The following is a 20,175-nucleotide window of genomic DNA, read 5'->3' as shown; positions in this document are numbered from 1 at the left end:
ATATGCCACATGACGACGACGGGAGAGCCGATGCGTACGCCGCGCCAGCCGTCCCAGCACTCCGCGAATGGCCAGAACTGGTCGTTCATGGATGCTCGCCCTGCTGCGCAGGGTATGTACGACCCCCGCAACGAGCACGACGCCTGCGGCGTCGGCTTCGTCGCCACCCTCACAGGCGAGGCGTCCCACACGCTGGTCGAGCAGGCTCTGACCGTCCTGCGCAACCTCGAACACCGCGGTGCCACCGGCTCCGAGCCCGACTCCGGCGACGGCGCCGGCATCCTGTCGCAGGTCCCGGACGCCTTCTTCCGTGACGTGGCCGGATTCGATCTGCCCGAGGCCGGCGGCTACGCCGTCGGTATCGCCTTCCTGCCGGAGGACTCCACCGCCGACGCCGTCTCGAAGATCGAGACGATCGCGTCCGAAGAGGGCCTCACCGTGCTTGGCTGGCGCGAGGTGCCGGTCGCTCCCCAGCTGCTGGGTGCCACGGCCCGGTCGACCATGCCGGTCTTCCGCCAGATCTTCGTCGGCGACGGCTCCTCGACGGGCATCGCCCTCGACCGCAAGGCCTTCGTGCTGCGCAAGCGCGCCGAGCGCGAGGCCGGTGTGTACTTCCCGTCGCTGTCCGCGCGGACCATCGTCTACAAGGGCATGCTGACCACCGGCCAGCTGGAGCCCTTCTTCCCGGACCTGTCCGACCGCCGGTTCGCCTCCGCGGTCGCGCTCGTGCACTCCCGGTTCTCGACGAACACGTTCCCGTCGTGGCCGCTGGCCCACCCCTACCGGTTCGTCGCGCACAACGGTGAGATCAACACCGTCAAGGGCAACCGCAACTGGATGGTCGCCCGCGAGTCGCAGCTCGGCTCCGAGCTGTTCGGCTCCGACGACAAGGCCATAGAGCGGATCTTCCCGGTCTGTACGCCGGACGCCTCCGACTCCGCCTCCTTCGACGAGGTCCTCGAACTCCTGCACCTGGGCGGCCGTTCCCTGCCGCACTCCGTGCTGATGATGATCCCGGAGGCGTGGGAGAACCACGACTCCATGGACCCGGCCCGGCGCGCCTTCTACCAGTACCACTCCACGATGATGGAGCCCTGGGACGGCCCGGCCTGTGTCACCTTCACCGACGGCGTCCAGGTCGGCGCCGTGCTCGACCGCAACGGCCTGCGCCCCGGCCGCTACTGGGTCACCGACGACGGCCTCGTCGTCCTCGGCTCCGAGGTCGGTGTCCTGGACATCGACCCGGCCAAGGTCGTCCGCAAGGGCCGCCTCCAGCCCGGCCGCATGTTCCTCGTGGACACCGCCGAGCACCGCATCATCGAGGACGACGAGATCAAGGCCGAGCTCGCCGCCGAGAACCCGTACGCGGAGTGGCTGGAGGCCGGCGAGATCGAGCTGGGCGACCTGCCCGAGCGCGAGCACATCGTGCACACCCACGCCTCGGTCACCCGCCGCCAGCAGACCTTCGGCTACACCGAGGAGGAGCTGCGCGTCCTCGTCGCGCCGATGGCCAAGGCCGGTGCCGAGCCGATCGGCTCGATGGGCACCGACTCGCCCATCGCGGCGCTCTCGGACCGCCCGCGGCTGCTCTTCGACTACTTCACCCAGCTGTTCGCGCAGGTCACCAACCCGCCGCTGGACGCGATCCGCGAGGAGCTCGTCACCTCGCTGCGCTCCGCGCTGGGCCCGCAGGGCAATCTGCTCGACCCGAACGCGGCCTCCTGCCGCAGCGTCCTGCTGCCCTTCCCGGTGATCGACAACGACGAGCTGGCCAAGCTCATCCACATCAACGCCGACGGCGACATGCCCGGCTTCAAGGCCGCGACGCTGTCCGGCCTGTACCGGGTGCACGGCGGTGGTGACACGCTGGCCGCGCGCATCGAGGAGATCTGCGCCGAGGCCGACGCCGCGATAGAGAACGGCGCCCGGCTGATCGTCCTGTCGGACCGCCACTCGGACGCCGAGCATGCGCCGATCCCGTCGCTGCTGCTCACCGCGGCCGTCCACCACCACCTCATCCGCACCAAGCAGCGCACCCAGGTGGGCCTGCTGGTCGAGGCCGGTGACGTCCGCGAGGTCCACCACGTCGCCCTGCTCATCGGCTACGGCGCCGCCGCCGTCAACCCGTACCTGGCGATGGAGTCCGTCGAGGACCTGGTCCGCGCCGGCACCTTCCTGCCCGGCATCGAGGCCGAGAAGGCCATCCGCAACCTCATCTACGCCCTCGGCAAGGGCGTGCTGAAGGTCATGTCCAAGATGGGCATCTCGACCGTCGCCTCCTACCGCGGCGCCCAGGTCTTCGAGGCCGTCGGCCTGGACGAGACCTTCGTGGAGAAGTACTTCAACGGCACGGCCACCAAGATCGGCGGCGTCGGCATCGACGTCATCGCCAAGGAGGTCGCCGCCCGCCACGCCAAGGCCTACCCGGCCTCCGGCATCGCCCCGGCGCACCGCGCGCTGGAGATAGGCGGCGAGTACCAGTGGCGCCGTGAGGGCGAGCCGCACCTGTTCGACCCGGACACGGTCTTCCGCCTCCAGCACTCCACGCGCGCCGGCCGCTACGACATCTTCAAGAAGTACACCGAGCGTGTGAACGAGCAGTCCGAGCGGCTCATGACGCTGCGCGGCCTGTTCGGCTTCAAGTCGGGCCGCGAGCCGATCTCCATCGACGAGGTCGAGCCGGTCTCCGAGATCGTCAAGCGGTTCTCCACGGGCGCCATGTCGTACGGCTCCATCTCCCAGGAGGCGCACGAGACCCTCGCCATCGCCATGAACCAGCTGGGCGGCAAGTCCAACACCGGTGAGGGCGGCGAGGACCCGGAGCGTCTCTACGACCCGGCCCGCCGGTCGTCCATCAAGCAGGTCGCCTCCGGCCGCTTCGGTGTGACCTCCGAGTACCTGGTCAACGCGGACGACATCCAGATCAAGATGGCCCAGGGCGCCAAGCCCGGCGAGGGCGGCCAGCTGCCCGGCCACAAGGTCTACCCGTGGGTCGCCAAGACGCGTCACTCGACGCCGGGCGTGGGCCTCATCTCCCCGCCCCCGCACCACGACATCTACTCCATCGAGGACCTGGCCCAGCTGATCCACGACCTGAAGAACGCGAACCCGCAGGCGCGGATTCACGTGAAGCTGGTCTCGGAGGTCGGCGTCGGCACGGTCGCCGCGGGTGTCTCCAAGGCGCACGCGGACGTCGTCCTGATCTCCGGCCACGACGGTGGTACGGGCGCCTCGCCGCTGACGTCGCTCAAGCACGCCGGCGGTCCCTGGGAGCTCGGCCTCGCCGAGACCCAGCAGACGCTGCTGCTCAACGGCCTGCGCGACCGCATCGTCGTGCAGACCGACGGCCAGCTCAAGACCGGCCGTGACGTGGTCATCGCCGCGCTGCTCGGCGCCGAGGAGTTCGGTTTCGCGACCGCGCCGCTCGTCGTCTCCGGCTGCGTCATGATGCGCGTCTGCCACCTGGACACCTGCCCGGTCGGCATCGCCACCCAGAACCCGACGCTGCGCGAGCGCTACTCCGGCAAGGCCGAGTACGTCGTGAACTTCTTCAAGTACATCGCCGAAGAGGTCCGCGAGATCCTCGCCGAGCTGGGCTTCCGCTCCATCGAGGAGGCCGTCGGCCACGCCGAGACCCTCGACGTCACCCGCGCGGTCGACCACTGGAAGGCGCAGGGCCTGGACCTGGAGCCGCTGTTCCACGTGCCCGAGCTGCCCGAGGGCGCGGTCCGCCACCAGCTGATCGCCCAGGACCACGGTCTGGAGAAGGCGCTCGACAACCAGCTGATCAAGCTGGCCGCCGACGCCCTGTCCGCCTCGGACGCCACCGAGGCCCAGCCGGTGCGCGCCCAGGTGCAGATCCGCAACATCAACCGCACGGTCGGCACCATGCTCGGCCACGAGGTGACGAAGAAGTTCGGCGGTGCGGGCCTGCCCGACGACACCGTCGACATCACCTTCACCGGCTCCGCCGGCCAGTCCTTCGGCGCGTTCGTGCCGCGCGGTGTCACGCTGCGCCTGGAGGGCGACGCCAACGACTACGTCGGCAAGGGCCTCTCCGGCGGCCGTGTGATCGTCCGCCCGGACCGGGGCGCCGACCACCTCGCCGAGTACTCGACGATCGCGGGCAACACCATCGCCTACGGCGCGACCGGCGGCGAGCTGTTCCTGCGCGGACGCACCGGCGAGCGGTTCTGTGTCCGCAACTCCGGCGCGACGGTCGTCTCCGAGGGTGTGGGCGACCACGGCTGCGAGTACATGACCGGCGGTCACGCGGTGGTGCTCGGCGAGACGGGCCGCAACTTCGCGGCCGGTATGTCCGGCGGTATCGCGTACGTCATCGACCTGGACCGCGACAACGTCAACGTCGGCAACGTGGACGCCGTGGAGCCACTGGACGACACCGACAAGCAGTGGCTGCACGACGTGGTCCGCCGCCACCAGGAGGAGACGGGCTCGACCGTCGCCGAGAAGCTCCTGGCCGAGTGGGACACCGCTGTCGAGCGCTTCAGCAGGATCATCCCCAGCACGTACAAGGCAGTGCTCGCCGCCAAGGACGCCGCCGAGCGAGCCGGTCTCTCCGAGACCGAGACCCACGAGAAGATGATGGAGGCGGCGATCAATGGCTGACCCGAAGGGCTTTCTGAACCACGGCCGCGAGGTCGCCAAGTCCCGCCCGGTCGAGGAGCGCCTCAAGGACTGGAACGAGGTCTACGTCCCCGGCTCCCTGCTGCCCATCATCAGCAAGCAGGCCAGCCGCTGCATGGACTGCGGCATCCCGTTCTGCCACAACGGCTGTCCGCTGGGGAACCTCATCCCCGAGTGGAACGACTACGCCTACCGCGAGGACTGGGCCGCCGCCTCCGAGCGGCTGCACGCCACGAACAACTTCCCGGAGTTCACGGGCCGTCTGTGCCCCGCTCCCTGTGAGTCGGCGTGTGTGCTCGGCATCAACCAGCCGGCCGTCACCATCAAGAACGTCGAGGTCTCGATCATCGACAAGGCGTGGGAGACCGGGGACGTCGCCCCGCAGATCCCGGAGCGCCTCTCCGGCAAGACGGTCGCGGTCGTCGGCTCGGGCCCGGCCGGTCTGGCCGCCGCCCAGCAGCTGACCCGGGCCGGTCACACGGTCGCCGTCTACGAGCGCGCGGACCGCATCGGAGGCCTCCTCCGCTACGGCATCCCCGAGTTCAAGATGGAGAAGCGGCACATCAACCGCCGTATCGAGCAGATGCGCGCGGAGGGCACCCGCTTCCGTACGGGCATCGAGATCGGCCGCGACCTGAAGGCGACGGACCTGAAGAAGCGGTACGACGCGGTGGTCCTGGCCGTCGGCGCGACCACGGCCCGCGATCTGCCCGTGCCCGGCCGCGAGCTCCAGGGCATCTACCAGGCCATGGAGTACCTGCCCCTGTCCAACAAGGTCCAGGAGGGCGACTTCGTGGCGCCCCCCATCACGGCCGAGGGCAAGCACGTCGTGGTCATCGGCGGCGGCGACACCGGCGCGGACTGCGTGGGCACCGCCCACCGCCAGGGCGCGGCCTCCGTCACCCAGCTGGAGATCATGCCCCGCCCGGGCGAGGAGCGGAACACCTCTCAGCCGTGGCCGACCTTCCCCATGCTGTACAAGGTCACCTCCGCGCACGAGGAGGGCGGCGACCGCGTCTACTCGGTGTCGACGACCCACTTCGAGGGCGACGAGGACGGCAACGTCCAGTGGCTGCACCTCACCGAGGTGGAGTTCATCGACGGCAAGCTGACCCCGAAGCCGGGCTCCGAGCGCAAGATCCCCGCCCAGCTGGTCACCCTCGCCATGGGCTTCACCGGCACCGACCGGGAGAACGGCCTCGTGGACCAGTTCGGCCTGGACCTCGACGAGCGGGGCAACATCGCCCGCGACGCCGACTTCCAGACCAATGTGCCGGGCGTGTTCGTCGCCGGTGACGCGGGCCGCGGCCAGTCGCTCATCGTGTGGGCGATCGCGGAGGGCCGCTCGGCCGCGCGCGGGGTGGACCGCCGCCTCACGGGCGTCAGCGAGCTGCCGGCTCCGATCCGCCCGACGGACCGTGCGCTGATGGTCTGAGCGCACCCCAGAACGTCCCGTACAAAGGCGTGCGGAACACAGACGGCGCCTGCCCCTTGTCCCCGACCGGACGAACGGGCAGGCGCCGTCGCCTTCTTCCGCACACCTACTTGCCGCCCGGGGACACCCACGTGACGATCACGGCACCGGCGACGCACAGCACACCGGCCAGGGCGAGCCAGCGCGCGCACTCCACCAGCCGCCAGATGGTCCTGGTCCGCTTCTTCTCGTACCGCAGCAGCCTGCCCGCCTCCAGCAGGATCTGCTCACCCGGCCGCCCGTGCACGGCGACGACGCCCAGCCAGGACGCGGCGACGAGAGCGACGAACCCGGCGATCAGCAGCCCGGTCACCCACCAGCGCGTGGTGTCCCCGAGCTTGCTCAGATCCTCCTGGCCCTTGAGGACGAAGACGGCCGTGAGCAGGCCGGTGAGCGAGGCCAGGAAGTTCCGGTAGCCCTCGGCCTGACGCAGCGCCGCCTGCAACTGCCGGTCCGGAGAGGCCGCCTCGCGGCCCCGGCGGTCCGCGTCGCGGAGCTGCCGGGGCGTGGGCGTGAAGGTCATGGCGTCGCTCCGGACTGCCCGGCCGTGGGCGGTGGCGCGATGGTCAGCAGGGCACCGCAGCCCAGGGGTTCGCTCGCGGGACGGTTCATGTGCAGGGTGCGGCACTGGCACACCGTGTAGTACGGCTCGGGCCCCGGCTCCTCGCGCCGCCCGAGGAATCCGCCCTTGGCGACCAGGGGCTGTCCGAAGGTCCACGTCCGTGTCATCGGGCAGGTGCAGACCGGGCAGGTCCCGGAGGCTTCGTACGAGGCGTCGTCGCCGTTCTTCCGGACGGCCCAGCGGAAGGCGAGGACAGCGGGGTGGACGGCGTCGGGGTCGTACTCGATCGGGGGCGTCACTCGGGGGTGCCTTCCAGGTGCGGGGCGGCGGAGGGGAGTTCGAGGGAGAAGAGGCCCGCGTACCGGGCCAGCCGTTCGCGGACCTGGGTCTCGGGCAGGTCCGTCTCCTCCGCGCAGAGGGTGATGTGATCCTCGGAAACGGTGCCGGACAGGGCCGGGGCCCGGCCGGTGAGCTGCTCGGTGAGGATGATCAGGTCCTGCCAGTCGGGGACGCGGTCGGCCACATCGCCCTCCGGCTCGCGGACGGTGACGTCCAGACCGAGACAGGCGAAGGGGGCGTAGCGGGCGTAGGTCCTGCCGAGGGACCAGTCGAAGCGGCCGGCTGTGCGGATGAGTTCGAGGGGGCCGAGGACGCCCTGGCCGAGCAGGCCGTCGTCGAACGCGACCAGGTCGAAAAGGTGCGGTGCGAAATCCCGCAGGGCGGCGGCCTCGGGAACGGCCGGGTCGCACGGGGGCGAGGGGGCGCCCAGGGGGGTGAACCGGCTCAGGCGTGCGAGGGACTCGGCGACCGTGCGGCGGGTACTGCGGGCATGCGCCAGCAACTGCTGGATCGTGAGCTCGGAAGCGAATCCCTTCCACACGGCGAGCGCTCTCGTGTCCTCGGAGGTCGCCTGCAGTTCCAGCACCTCGGCGGGGAGCCGGTCGACGGACAGGGGCAGATGGAGGTCCTCGCCGGTGAGCCTCTCCACGACATCGCCGACAGTCCGCCGTTCGACCACGCTGAGTTGGACCAGGGCAGCGGCCGGGATGCAGTACTCGCGCAGCCGTAGCGTCCCGCGGGACGGGAAGCTGCGGACCAGCGGGTGGTTCCCGGAAGCAAGCTGGCGGATCGTCTGGTCGATCCGGCCCTCGAAGTCCGCGGAGAGCATCCCGGCAGCATCCAGGCGACGCAGAACGTCCTCGGCCTCCTGGAGATCGACTCTGGAGGCGGAGCGCTCGATCGGCGGGGGAGGGGCTCCGTCGCTCGTGAGGGCCTTGATGAACTCCCAAGGAGAGATGCGCCTCTCGCGGCTGCGCCGGACGGCGCGCAGCGCCGCGAGTGCCAGGCGGGGCGGAAGCCAGTCGGCCACCTCCTCCGGCGGCAGCGCGGCCTCGACGCCCGTCACCGGCGTCAGGGCGTTCACACGTGCGGCCAGCTCACGGGGCGCAAGCCCCAACTCGGCGGCGAGCAGCAGCAACTCGACGAACGAAAGATCGTCGTCGCGATACGCCGGCCTTCCCCCCGGGCTGACGAGGGAGCGGCTGAACAGCGGGCGTTCCGAAGGCTGGAGAGGACCATGAGCGAGCGCCGCCTGCGACGGTTCCGTCCGCAGGCTGAAGCCCAGCGGCTCGAAGCGCCGGACCCGCGCCACCAGATCACGGACGGAGACACTCGCGTCGGCCCGGGTGAGGAGGTCGATGACGCGCAGCTCGCCGGGCCTCATGGGCCCCTCCGGGTCCAGCTGCTCGTTCACCAGCAGTGTCGCGTCGACAGGGGAGGGCGTCGAAGTGAGCAGGTCCTCGTCGAGTACGGGCGGGGCGGGCAGGTCGGGATTCCAGGCCCGGAGTTGCTCGAGCAGGGCCACGGCCCCAACCAGGGGGATCCGGTACCGCGCCGCGATCAGGAGCAGCGGCGCGTGCCGGGCCGGCTTGGGGCGGGGGCTGACGTCCTCCGCACGGCTCACCGAACCGTAGGCGACGCAGAGGTCGATCAGTGCCCAGTTCGGCCGAACGGTGCGCAGTGCACGGATGTCCGGCGCGGCGGGAACGCAGAGCCCGGCGATCGCGTAGCGGCGCAGGGCCTTCAGGGTGCTGCCCACCGGCACTTCTGCTGCGCGGGCGGCTGCCAGAACCGTCTCCCACCCACGCGGTTCGGAGTTCTTCGGGAACAGGACGGCGTCCAGGCTGCGCGGTTGCGGATACCCGGCGGGCCGGAACGGCGGCCCCGTGTCGGGCACGCACAGCCGGGTTTCCTGCCACTTCCGCACCAGGGCGGCCTCGTGCTCCCCGAGGACCGAACGCCAGGCGGGGCCCGTGGTGCTGGTTTCCGCGTCGAGGGGCAGGCATCCCGCTGTCGCCAGGCTCACCGCGCGCGGCAGGTGCTTGCGACGGGCCGTCCTCGGCGGTTCGATGACGGCGGTGACATCACGCGGCAACGAGTCGAGCACCTTGACGGCGAGCTGTGGAGAGAGGGTGGCGAGCTCCCACAACCAGGAGAGCGAGACCTCGGTCCACTGTGGCGTGGCCCTCTCCGTGGCCTCCAGGAGCTCGGTGGTCACCGCCGCAGCGTCCCAGGAGATGAGGTTGTTGCGGTCCACGCTGGGTTCCGGGCGATGCCGCTCACGCAGGTTGACGATCCGCCCGTAGACCTCGGGCGCGTCCTTGATCACGACCCCGTCCAGCAGCCACTGGCCCTTGCCCTGCACCAGCCAGATGTCGCGGGCTCCCTGTACGGCGTCATAGCGCCAGGGCTTCGGCGTCGGAGCGGTGAGCATGCCCGGCTCCCAGCGGGAGTGCCCCGGCGCGGAACCGGGGGCGTCGTCGGTGAACTCCCATGCCTCAACCTCGAAGTCCGCCACCCACAGGAAGGACTCGAGGGTCTCGATCAGCGAAGGCCGCTGCGCCTGGTCCTGCCCCAGATACAGCCGTACCCGAGTCCCCCCGTCCAGCGCGACGTGTGGATCCTCGCCGATCCGCAGCAGGCCCGAGCCCGACTGGATGTCGGCGCGCAACGGTTCCACCTGGGGCGCGCGGCCGTAGTGGTCGACCGGGCTCGTCCAGACGACCACCTCCTCGGCCAGCATGAAGTAGCTGAACACGCCGATGCCGAAACGGGAGTTGAGCGGCATCTCGCCGAGCTCGGCGCGGCGCCAGTTGCGTCGTTCCTGGACGAACTCGGGGTCCTGCTCGTACCGCTTGCCGGCGCGGGCGAACATCGAGGTCAGCTTGGCGCGGTTCATGCCGGAGCCGTTGTCCGTGCACTCGATGTAGGGCCTGCCCTCGGCGTCCCAGCCCTGGGTGAACGTGATCTTCGGCTGCCAGTCGGGCCCGGGCCGCCCCTGCGCCGCGCCGTACTGGCGGCGCATGTCCCGGTAGCGGCAGGCGTCCAGGGCGTTCTGGTACAGCTCCCGGACCGCCAGCATCGGGTCGCCGTAGAGCTGCGTGCCCATCAGCAGCGGCCGGATCTCGTCCTCCGCCAGCCGGAAGCGCTCCAAGGGCTGCTTGTACCCGTCGTCCAGCGGGACGAGCTGCTCACACGTGACGCCCTCGGGGAATCCGCGCAGCAGGGCCGGCGGGGTCGTACGGGCCTTCTGGCACTCCTGGTACAGTAGGCTCACAGTCGCGTTCGTCCGCGCCGCGAGCTCCTCGACGGCCACGTGCAGCGCCGGATGGGGGCAGGCGAACCGGACGGTGAGTTCGTAGGCGCAGTCGTCCTGATCGCCCAGGGGCGTCACGTCGTAGTCGAAGTCGGCGGACAGGGCGGCCACCACGTCGTCCGGGTCCAGGGGCTCATGGGCACCGAGGTGGTCGACGAGGACGCTCGACATCCGGCGCGGGTCGGCGGCCTGGAGGCCGGCCGTCCACAGCAGCCGGGCCAGGTCCGAGGCGCGCCATTGGTTCCCGGGCACCGGCGGGTAGGTGCTCCAGTCGTCGCCGCCGCGCGCGTCGTTGATACGCGGGCTGGTACTCGGATGGACCGTCAGATGGCCGAGGACCTGGCGCACCTGGCCGTCGATGGTGAGCCTGGTCGTCTCTCGGACCGGGGTTCCCGTGGGGTCGGCCGCCGCGTCCAGGATCGCGCTCACCAGCAGGTCGAGGATGGTGTCCACGGCCGCGTAGTCGCCGGTGCGCTCCCACAGCAGGTCCCAGTCCGTGATGAAGCGGTGCCGCAGCCAGTGGTCCGCCGCCGTGGTCTGCTCCTTGAGGCCCCGGCGGCGCAGGGTCGCGACGGTGCGCCTGACCTGGGAGTGCGCGCGGGCCACGTCATGGGCGGCGTCCCGCACCAGGCGGTCATGGCCTTCGAGCGCGTCGTCCGCCGTGCTCTTGACGTCCATGCCCTCGGGCATCGTCCGGCGCAGCTCCTCCAGGGCGATGGCGACGATGCCCTCCTGCACGACGGGCGCGGCGAGCAGCGCCGCCGTCTCGGCGGGCGAGAGCAGGTCACGGCCCTCCAGACGGGCCCGCCTCACCAGGACCTCCGTCCGCTCGACCACCCGGACCGGATACGTCGGGTCGGACCACGGGTCGTCGCGGTGCGCGCCCTCCGTGGAGAGGGAGTCCACGATGTGCTCCACGAGCGCGCCGAGCCGCTTCTTGACCCGTTCGTGCACGGCGTCGGTGCCCGAGGTGTACTCCCACAGGCCCGACTGCTCGATCATGGTGGTCCACCGGTACGCCTCCTGCGCGCCCTCGCACAGCACGGGCCCGGGGCCGTCCGCGTTCAGCCCGTGCGGGAAGTACCGGTCGACGGTGGGCGGCCTGACCCCAGCGTCGGAGGCGTTCCGGCGCACGGCGGACCGCGTGTAACGGACGAGGTCGGCGAAGGTGGTCGGCTGGGTCGTCGGCGCGAGCGCCTTGGCGAGGGCCCGGCCGAACCAGCTGCCTTCCTGGGGGTCGGCGTAGGAGCGCTCGCCCCGGCCGCAGCTGTACAGCCAGTACACGTCCTCGGCGGCCGAGAGCACCGTCGCGATGCTCTGCTGGGCCAGGGGCGTCGGCTCCTCGGTACGGCAGGTGTCCAGGCACACGACGGTGGTCACACCGGGCGGCAGACCGTCGAGCAGTCCCTCGGGGTCGGCGGCTATCAGAGTGCGGTCGAGCAGGGACCGGCCGCCCGCCGGGTCCGCGCGGCCCGGCTGTACGTCGGCGGGCAGGAGATGGTCCCGCTTGCCCACGGTCGTACCGTGACAGGAGATGTAGAGGAACGCGGTGTCGCCCGGGGAGCACTCGTCGAAGAACTCCTGGAGGGCGCCGAGCAGTTCGAAGCCGCCCGGATCGTGCAGCGGCCGCACCTCGTAATGCGACTGGCGCAGCGCACGGCTCACGAGTTCGACGTCCTCGACGGCGCTCTCCAAGGTGGGGAAACGCCGGGCCAGATGCTCGTCCCGCTCCAGCGCGGGGGTCCGCCCCACCCCGACGACCAACGCCCGCCGTGTGCCCGTCCCAGCGGCCTCGGCCTCTCCAGGTTCCACTCGTCCCCCCATGCTTTTCACGAGTGGGACATCATCGCAGAGCGAGGGAGCCGTGGTGCCGTCCTCTTGCCAGGGGGCCGGTGCGCCGGCGGGGGTTCTCAGACGTTCTCGCTGCCGTTCCGGTCCGGCCACACCTGGATGTGGTCCTCCTCCAGCTCCAGCAGCACCCGGTCCGCGATGCCCAGCGCCGTCGTGTAATCGTCCGGCAGCTGCAGGCGGCCCGCGCGGTCGAGCATCGCGTACTCGCGGGCCACCAGGGACTCCTGGCCCGCCTCGTCGACCTCCGTGCGGCGCAGCACCTCCGTCGAGGTGCGGCCGTCGCGGATCGCGACCGTGCGGCGGACCTCGCCGGCGACCGCCTGGTCGTGCGTGACGATGACGATCGTCGTGCCCAGCTCCTCGTTGGCCCGGCGGAACGCCGCGAAGACCTGCTGTCCGGTCGCCGAGTCCAGTTCGCCGGTCGGCTCGTCGGCGAGCAGTACGGCGGGTGCGTTGGCCAGGCCGACGGCGATCGCGACGCGCTGCTGCTGACCGCCGGACAGCTGCCCCGGACGCCGGTCCCGGCAGTCGGCGACACCGAGCATGGCCAGCAGGTCGTCCACCCGCCCGACCTGTTTCCGCCGTGCGCCGCCCGCCAGTTGCATGGGCAGGGCGACGTTCTGCGCCGCCGTCAGATAGGGCAGCAGATTGCGTGCCGTCTGCTGCCAGACGAAGCCGACCACCTCGCGCCGGTAGTTCAACCGCGCCTTCGCGTCCATCGCCAGCAGGTCGCGGCCCGCCACCTTCGCCGCCCCCGCGGTCGGGACGTCCAGGCCCGCGAGGATGTTCATCAACGTCGACTTGCCGCTGCCGGACGCCCCCACCAGGGCCATCAACTCGCCCTCCCGCACCAGGAGATCGAGCCCCTGGAGCGCCTGCACCTCCACGGCGTCCCTACCTCCGCGCTTGGCGAAGATCCGCACCAGCCGGTCGCAGGCGATCAGGGCGTCGTGCCCGTAGGCGGGCCGGTCGCGGTGGTGCGCCGCCCTCCGCTCCAGCTCCGCGAGCGACTCCGTCGTACCGCTCATCGCATGTCTCCCGCCCTGAGGTGAGTGATCGGTGTACGGCGGCCCGCCCACCAGGCCTGCGCGACGGCCACCGCCCCCGCCAGCAGCACCGCGCCCAGCGCGGGCAGGGTCAGTGACCAGACGTCGGCCCGTAGCGCGGCACCCCCCGGCGCCGTGACGCCGGACGCGCCGGCCAGGGCGAGCATGTCCAGTTCGATGCCCGGCGCGAGCAGCCACACCGTGGCCCAGCCGACGGCCATGCCTCCCCCGGCCGCGAGCAGCGCCTGGGGGAGCGCCTCCAGGCCGAGCAGGCGCCGCCCCTGGCGTGCCGTCAGGCCCAGGGTGCGCAGCCGGGCCAGGAGCGCGGCACGTTCCGGCGCGGACCGCAGCATGCCGAGCACCAGGGCGACCAGGGCGTACCCCGCGCCCGCGGTGACGGCCCAGACGTAGATCCGTCCGGCGCCCGCCTGCAACGGCGAGTCGGACAGCGCGGCCCGCCGCTCGGCGCGCAGCGTCACGGTGAGCTTCGACCCGGCGCCGCGCACGGCCGCCCGCAGCGCCTTCGCGTCGAGGCCCGCACCGGCCGCCAGCAGGACCGTAGGGCCGCCGAAGTCCCGTAGAGCGGCCGCGTCGACCAGCAGGAACTCGCCCTCGGGGACGGCCGGGGTGCGGGGGCTCACGGCCGTGATCCGTATCGTGACCGGACCGCCGTCCGTGACGATCCGGCGGGGCGCACGGCCGAGCCGCTCGGCGACGCTCGGGGAGGCGACGGCGTCCAGCACCCCGCCCCCGCTCCCCAGCCGGTCGGCCGCGAACGCCCCGAGCCCCATCTCCCGGGCCAGCTCCGCGTACGAGTCCGGCTCGACCCCGACCACGGCCAGCGACCGTGTCTCGTCGGAGGCGTCCTCCGAGGCGAACTGGATCCCCGTGGAAGTGACCTGCCGTACGCCTTGCACCTCACGTACCGCCCGCGCGAGTTCCGCCGGGAGCGGGGTGCCGTCGGTCGTGGTGACCAGCGCGTCGGCGCCCGTCTCCAGCAGCGCGGCACGGTCCCGGGCGTCCGCCACGCCCGTCAGCACCGACCCTCCGAACGCCGCCGTCGTCAGAGCCGTCAGCAGGGCGAGCAGCGGCAGCGTGGCGACCGCCGCCGGTGAGCGGCCCGCGCGGGCCAGAGACAGGAACCCGACCAGGCCGCGCGACCGCCCGGCCGGGCCCGCGGCCCACCGCAGGGGCAGCGGGTACAGCCGGACCAGGAGCAGCGCGGCGACCACGCCGACGAGCACCGGTGCGGCGCTCACCAGGAGGTCGCCCGCCCCGTCCGTACCGCGGCGGCGCAGCGCGGCCACCGCGCCGACGGCCAGCACCAGCACGGTCAGTTCGGCGACGGTGCGGCGCGCTCCGGGCCTGGCCTCGGCGAGATCGTCGCGCTCCCGGTGGACCCGCGGCCTGCGATGCGCCACGACCACCAGCACCGGCAGCACGGCACAGGCGAGCAGCGCCACGGCGCCGGCCCCGAGGACGGACGGCGGCAGCCGGGCCTCGTCCACGACGAGCACGGCGAGCAGCAGCCCACAGGCCGCGGCGGGCAGCGCCGGGACCGATGTCTCGGCCAGCAGCCGCCCGGCGAGGCCGCGCAGGGAGCCGCCCCGGGCCCGCAGCAGGGCGAGTTCCCTCTCGCGGCGGGCCGCGGCCAGGGCACCGCTCATGACCAGGACGACGACGGCGACCGCGGCGATCCCGAAGGCCGCGACGGAGACCACGGGCGTGATCGCGTCACGGGTCGCCGTGTAGGAGCCGACGACCTGCTCCAGGCCGGTGGACAACTGCGCCACCGGGCCGGCGGCCCCGCGCATCCGCACCAGCCCGGGCCCGTTCTCCAGGGACGCGACGGCGGCGACGAGTGCCGGCGCGTCCGACCCGGTGAGCCGCCCCGTCGCGGGCGCCATCCGCCAGTACTTCTCCGGCTCGCCCTGGCCGCCGAGGAGCGCCGGCGCGGCATCGGGCGCCAGCAGGACGCCCGCCTCCCAGTAGTACTGCGGCGGAACGCCGCCGTTGGACGCGAGGGCCGGGGTGCGCAGGACCGGCTCCGCCGACCAGTAACTGCGCTGTGGCTGCCGGGGGTCGAGGATGCCGGTGATCCGTACGGTCAGCGGCCGGCCGGGGAAGGCGGCCAGGGTGAGCGTGGAGCCGGTCCGCAGACGCAGGGTGCGGGCGGTCTCGGTGGTCACGGCCCCTTCCACCGTCCTGGTGTCCACGCTCACCGGTGCGCTGGCGCTGGGCAGCCGGCCCTCCCGCACGGTGGCGTGGTCCGCCGCTCCCGACTGCGCGAGCAGGGTGAACCGGGGCGGCAGCCCTTCGGGCCGGGGCAGCGCCCGGTCCAGCCCCACCAGGCTCTTCCCCGTCCGCACCCCGTACGCCGACTGGGCCGGGTCCGCCCGCAGCGGTGCGGGCAGCAGCGCCCGCACCTGGGCGTCGACCGCCGCGAGCGCCTCCTGCCGCACCGCGTCCTCACGGGCCCGGTCCGGTTTCTCGAGCCCCGGTTGCGGCGCCCTCAGCTCCAGCACGGTGGCCTCGGGGGAGGCGACGGCGAGGCCCTCGCGCAGCCCGTCCGTCTCGTACGCCTCCACGGCCCGGGGCAGCACGGCCGCGAGGAACGCCGTGACCAGTACGAGCAGGGCGAAGGCGACGGTGGACAGGGGCGTGGTCCGCAGGCGCGTCCGCACCCAGGGGGCGCCGTGTGCGTGCCGTGGCATGTCAGTCCTCCCCCTGATGGCGCAGCGCCACCACCGGCTCCGCCCGGCGCAGCGCCGCCGCGGCGGTGATCAGCAGCAGCGGGGCGGCGACCCCGGCGAGCAGCAGGGCCACCTGGGAGACCGGCAGTTCGACGAGGACGGGCGGGACCGGCCGCGCCGCATCGGAGGTCAGCACGATCAGCGGTACGACGGCCCGGGTCAGGACGGCACCGAGACCGAGCCCGGCGAGCAGACCGACGCCGATGAGCAGGCTCTGCTCCGTGGCGACCAGCCGGGCGAGATCCCGGCGGGGCGCGCCCAGGGCACGCAGCACCGCGAACTCGGCCGACCGCTCCCGCCGCGCACCGGCGGCGCTCACCGCGAAACCCCCGGCGGCGAGAGCGACGGCGGCGACCGCCACGGCGCTCAGTGCCGAGCGCGGCCCGGCACCGAGCGGGTCCCGCAGCAGCTCGGCCGCGGTCTCGTCCCGCACCAGCACCTGCTGCGCCTGGAGGTCGGGGCGCGCCCGCAGCGCGGCGGCGACCTCAGCGGCCTTGCCGGGGGCGGCGCTCACCCACCACTCCGTGGGCGCGAGCGCGGCGCTGCCCCGCTGGGCGAGCACGGCGTCGACGGCCCGCAGATCGAGCAGCAGCGCCCCGCCGGTCACGGCTTCTCCCGCCAGGCCGGTGGCGGCGGTCGGCAGTTCCTCGACCGACCGCACGATCCGCACCCGCAGCTCTTCCCCGGACAGCGGTACGTCGACGGTGTCGCCGAGTCCGGCCCCCGAGGCCCGCAGGAAGTCCCGGGTGGCGACGGCGGAGAGACTCCGCGGCGCCTCGGCCCCGGCGGTGTCGAGGCGGACGGTGTAGATCGGCGAGACGCCGTACCCCTCGTCGGCGTAGACACCGGTGCCGTACGACACGGACAGCGGCGCGGACCCCGTGGGCTTCGCGGCCGTACGGGCGAGGACCTCACCGTTCTGCGTCACGGTCCGGCCGCCCCGCCAGCGCGTGCCGTCGGGCAGCGGAACGGGCCGCGCTGAGCCGTCGCGGCCGGTGGCCAGCAGGCGTTCGACGGCGAACCGGTGCTGTTCGGAGCGGCCGGCCGGGGAGGTGTCGTCCAGCTGCAGCCCCGTCAGCCGCAGCGGCCCGGCCGGGGCGGCGCGGCGTCCTGTCGTCGTGGTGTCCAGGTCGAGCGTGACCCGGTGGGCCCGCCCGTCCACCGGGACGTTCCCGGCGCCCAGCCGGTAGGCGATGCCGTACCGGTCCTCGACGACCACCGTGAGCAGGGGCGCCCGGCCGGAAGGGGAGCGGCCCGTCCGGGCCTTCGTGTCGGTGATCCGTACGTCGAGGGCGACCCGCCGGGTGCCGTCGGGCAGCCGTACCGCCCGGTTCTCGTCCTCCGTGGGCGGGGCCAGTGACCGCAGCAGCTTCACCGGGGGCTCCTCGGCGAGATCGCCGCGCATCAGCATCCCGTCCCCGGCGTGGGCCGTGTCCAGGGCGAGGACCGTGGCCTGACGGCCGCCGGACAGGGCGAGGGCGGCGCGGTGCGCGGGAGCGGCCTCCCGGGCCCCGGGCAGCGCGGCGTAGAGACCGGTCTGCCCGGGGCTGCCCGGCCGGTGGTCGAGGACCCGGACGGCGGCGCCCGTCCTGAAGTCGGCCTGGTCGTCCTGTGACCGGTCCCAGGACGCGCCGTGCCCGATCGCCAGCATTCCGGTCGCCACGGCGATGACCAGCAGCAGCACCGGACCCGCCCCGCGCAGCGGACGCCGGCTGAACTGCCACCCCGCCAGTGCCGAGGGCAGCCCGCGCCCGCTCGCGGACCGCCGCTCCGCGAGCCGGGCCGCGAGCGGCAGCAGACGCAGCGTCAGAACCGTGCCCGCCAGCAGCGCCAGCGCGGGCGCCGCGACCAGCAGCGGATCGATGCCCAGCTCCCCGGCCCGGTCCCGGCTCAGCACTCCGCCGCCGGTCGCGTCGGTCTGCCGGCCGAGCTGCCAGTACGCCACACCCGCGATCAGCAGCAGCGCGACATCCGCTCCGGCGCGCACGGGCGCGGCCGACGTCGCGGCCCGGACGCGCCGCAGCCGTACGGGCGTGCCCGCCGTCGCCGCCAGCGCGGGTGCCACGACCGCCACCGCGCACGCCGCCGCGACCCCGGCCGCGACCAGCCAGACCCGGCCCGCCGGGACGGCGTCGAGCCGCAGCCCGATCCGGTCGAGCGAGGACCACCGGGCCAGCAGCCGGGCCAGCGGGCCGGACAGCAGCGCGGCACAGACGGCGGCCGGCACCGCGAGCAGCAGCGCCTCCAGCCCGGCGAGTCCCGCGATCCGGCCGCGTGATCCGCCCCGGGCCCGCAGCAGTTCCGTCTCGCCCGCCCGCTCGGAGTCCAGCAGCCGGGCCACCAGCAGCAGCGCGTACCCGGCCAGCAGCACCAGCTGCACGGAGACGATCAGCAGCGTCGACCGGGCCACCAGCAGGGCCCGCCCGGTCCGGTCGAGCAGCTCGGGCAGCTCGGTGCGCACGTCCGCGTCGCCCCCGAGTGCCGGGTCCTCGCGCAGCGCCCCGGCCGCGCGCACGGCGGCCGCGCGGAGCGCGCCGATGCCGTCGGTGGTGACGGTCCGGTAGTCGGCCGTCGCCACCCAGCCGGTGCCGTCCTCGGAGACGCGGCCGGAGGCGAGCACCGAGGCGTCGGCCAGCAGCGGCCCGTACGTGGTGAAGGCGACGGTCCGCACGCCCTGGCCGCCGAGGACGTCCGCCTGCCAGTAGGGATCGGAGCCGTCGGCCGCCCGGTACACGCCGGTCACCCGTATCCGCAGCGGCTCGCCGCCCAGCCGGTCGGTGAGCGTGACGCGCGCTCCGGCCCGCAGTCTCAGCCGGTCGGCCGCCGGCTCGGGCAGGGCGACCGGCACGGCTTCACCGCGAGCCACCGGCTCGGGGCCCGGCAGGCTGCCCGAGACCAGCCTGATCCGCGACCGGTCCAGCGCGGCGAGGTGCGTGAGGTCGGGCTCCCCGGCGCGGGTGTCGGCGTCCTGGAGGGAACGGGGCAGCGCGTACGGCCCGGACCGCTCCAGCGTCCGCACGGTCACCGGCAGCCCGCCGAAGGCCTCCCGCGCCCCGCGCGCCACCGTCCGCCGCGCCGCGTCCCGCCCCTCCCGGGGCACGTCCGCCTCGATGACGAGGGAGGCGGGGGCCGCGGCCCGTCCGCCCAGGGTGCCGCGCAGCGCCGCGTCCCCGACGGAGTCGGAGTAGGCCGTGAGGGCGGCGAGCACCGAGGTGGTCAGCAGGACGGCGAGCAGGGCGGCGGTGAGGAGCAGCCGATGCGCACGCAGGCGCAGCAGCAGTAAGCCCGTCACGCTTCACCCACCCCCGTGGCCCAACCGCTTTTCCCAACGCGGCATGCATATCACGGAGTTACCTGCCAGGCACATGCGTTCGAGCGTGGGTTGTTCCACTCTTGACCATCCGGGCCGGTTCCGTATGAGATGCGGTGATGACCGAGAACACCAGCCCGGGGCCCGGTGCCGCCCTCGCCGACGACCCGTCGGGCGAGCCGATGCTGCGGGTGGCGGACCTGCACCATTCCTACGGCACGGGTGCCGCGACCGTGCACGCGCTGCGCGGGGCCTCCTTCACCGTCCGGCGTGGTGAACTGGTCGCCCTCAAGGGCCGTTCGGGCTCCGGCAAGACGACGCTGCTCCATATGATCGGCGGACTCGACTCCCCGCGGAGCGGCCGTGTCGTCGTCGACGGCACCGACCTGTCGGCGCTGAGCGGGAGCGAGCTGCTGGAACTGCGCCGGGACCGGATCGGCTTCGTCTTCCAGTCCTTCGGGCTGATCCCCATCCTCACCGCCGCCGAGAACGTGGGCGTGCCGCTGCGGCTGCGCCGGGCCGAGCCGCGGGAACGCGAGGAACGGGTGGCACTCCTCCTGGCCCTGGTGGGCCTAGCCGGCCACGAGACACAGCGGCCCGCCGAGCTCTCCGGCGGGCAGCAGCAGCGGGTCGCCATCGCCCGGGCCCTCGCCAACCGCCCGGCCCTGCTGCTCGCCGACGAACCGACCGGCCAGCTCGACGCGGCGACCGGTCTGGCGGTGATGGAACTGCTGCGGGCCGTGGTCCGCAGCGAGGGCGTCACGGCCCTCGTCGCCACCCATGACCCCCAACTCCTCGGCCTGGCCGACCGGGTGCTGGAACTGAGCGACGGAGTGGTCGTCGAGGAGTGAGGGCTCCGCCGGAAGTGGGAGGGTAG

General features: G+C 73.1%; 9 protein-coding genes. 3 read left to right on the top strand and 6 right to left on the bottom strand.

Going from position 1 to position 20,175, the window contains the following annotated elements:
* Window positions 1-30: 30 nt before the first annotated feature.
* Window positions 31-4,629: a glutamate synthase large subunit gene (gene gltB / locus ACIBK5_RS17575; RefSeq protein ID WP_399020823.1), complete on the top strand. Its 4,599-nt coding sequence runs from the start codon at window positions 31-33 to the stop codon at window positions 4,627-4,629.
* The gene (locus tag ACIBK5_RS17570; protein WP_399020561.1) at window positions 4,622-6,082 is read left to right on the top strand and encodes a glutamate synthase subunit beta; all 1,461 of its coding nucleotides are present in this window, start codon (window positions 4,622-4,624) and stop codon (window positions 6,080-6,082) included. The genes gltB and ACIBK5_RS17570 overlap by 8 nt, the downstream gene beginning before the upstream one ends.
* Before the next feature lie 106 nt (window positions 6,083-6,188).
* Here the strand turns inward: ACIBK5_RS17570 and ACIBK5_RS17565 are convergent, their stop codons facing one another.
* From ACIBK5_RS17565 to ACIBK5_RS17540, 6 genes are all read right to left on the bottom strand, one after another.
* Window positions 6,189-6,644: a hypothetical protein gene (locus tag ACIBK5_RS17565; RefSeq protein ID WP_399020559.1), complete on the bottom strand. Its 456-nt coding sequence runs from the start codon at window positions 6,642-6,644 to the stop codon at window positions 6,189-6,191.
* Window positions 6,641-6,982, bottom strand: coding sequence for a hypothetical protein (locus ACIBK5_RS17560; protein ID WP_399020557.1), 342 nt, complete (start codon window positions 6,980-6,982; stop codon window positions 6,641-6,643). The genes ACIBK5_RS17565 and ACIBK5_RS17560 overlap by 4 nt, the downstream gene beginning before the upstream one ends.
* Window positions 6,979-12,150, bottom strand: a complete 5,172-nt coding sequence (locus ACIBK5_RS17555) for a caspase family protein (protein WP_399020555.1) — start codon at window positions 12,148-12,150, stop codon at window positions 6,979-6,981. The genes ACIBK5_RS17560 and ACIBK5_RS17555 overlap by 4 nt, the downstream gene beginning before the upstream one ends.
* Window positions 12,151-12,248: 98 nt before the next feature.
* Window positions 12,249-13,217: an ABC transporter ATP-binding protein gene (locus tag ACIBK5_RS17550; protein ID WP_399020553.1), complete on the bottom strand. Its 969-nt coding sequence runs from the start codon at window positions 13,215-13,217 to the stop codon at window positions 12,249-12,251.
* The gene (locus ACIBK5_RS17545; RefSeq protein WP_399020551.1) at window positions 13,214-15,949 is read right to left on the bottom strand and encodes an ABC transporter permease; all 2,736 of its coding nucleotides are present in this window, start codon (window positions 15,947-15,949) and stop codon (window positions 13,214-13,216) included. The genes ACIBK5_RS17550 and ACIBK5_RS17545 overlap by 4 nt, the downstream gene beginning before the upstream one ends.
* Window position 15,950: 1 nt before the next feature.
* On the bottom strand, window positions 15,951-19,280 hold the full coding sequence (locus tag ACIBK5_RS17540; RefSeq protein ID WP_399020549.1) for an FtsX-like permease family protein: 3,330 nt from the start codon (window positions 19,278-19,280) through the stop codon (window positions 15,951-15,953).
* 137 nt (window positions 19,281-19,417) lie between these two features.
* Here ACIBK5_RS17540 and ACIBK5_RS17535 point away from each other — a divergent pair, with 137 nt between their 5' ends.
* On the top strand, window positions 19,418-20,149 hold the full coding sequence (locus ACIBK5_RS17535) for an ABC transporter ATP-binding protein (protein WP_399020546.1): 732 nt from the start codon (window positions 19,418-19,420) through the stop codon (window positions 20,147-20,149).
* Window positions 20,150-20,175: the final 26 nt, after the last annotated feature.

The sequence above is a fragment of the Streptomyces sp. NPDC050546 genome (assembly GCF_044457425.1).
GTDB lineage: Bacteria > Actinomycetota > Actinomycetes > Streptomycetales > Streptomycetaceae > Streptomyces.
This window is presented reverse-complemented; position numbering and strand designations above follow the sequence as displayed.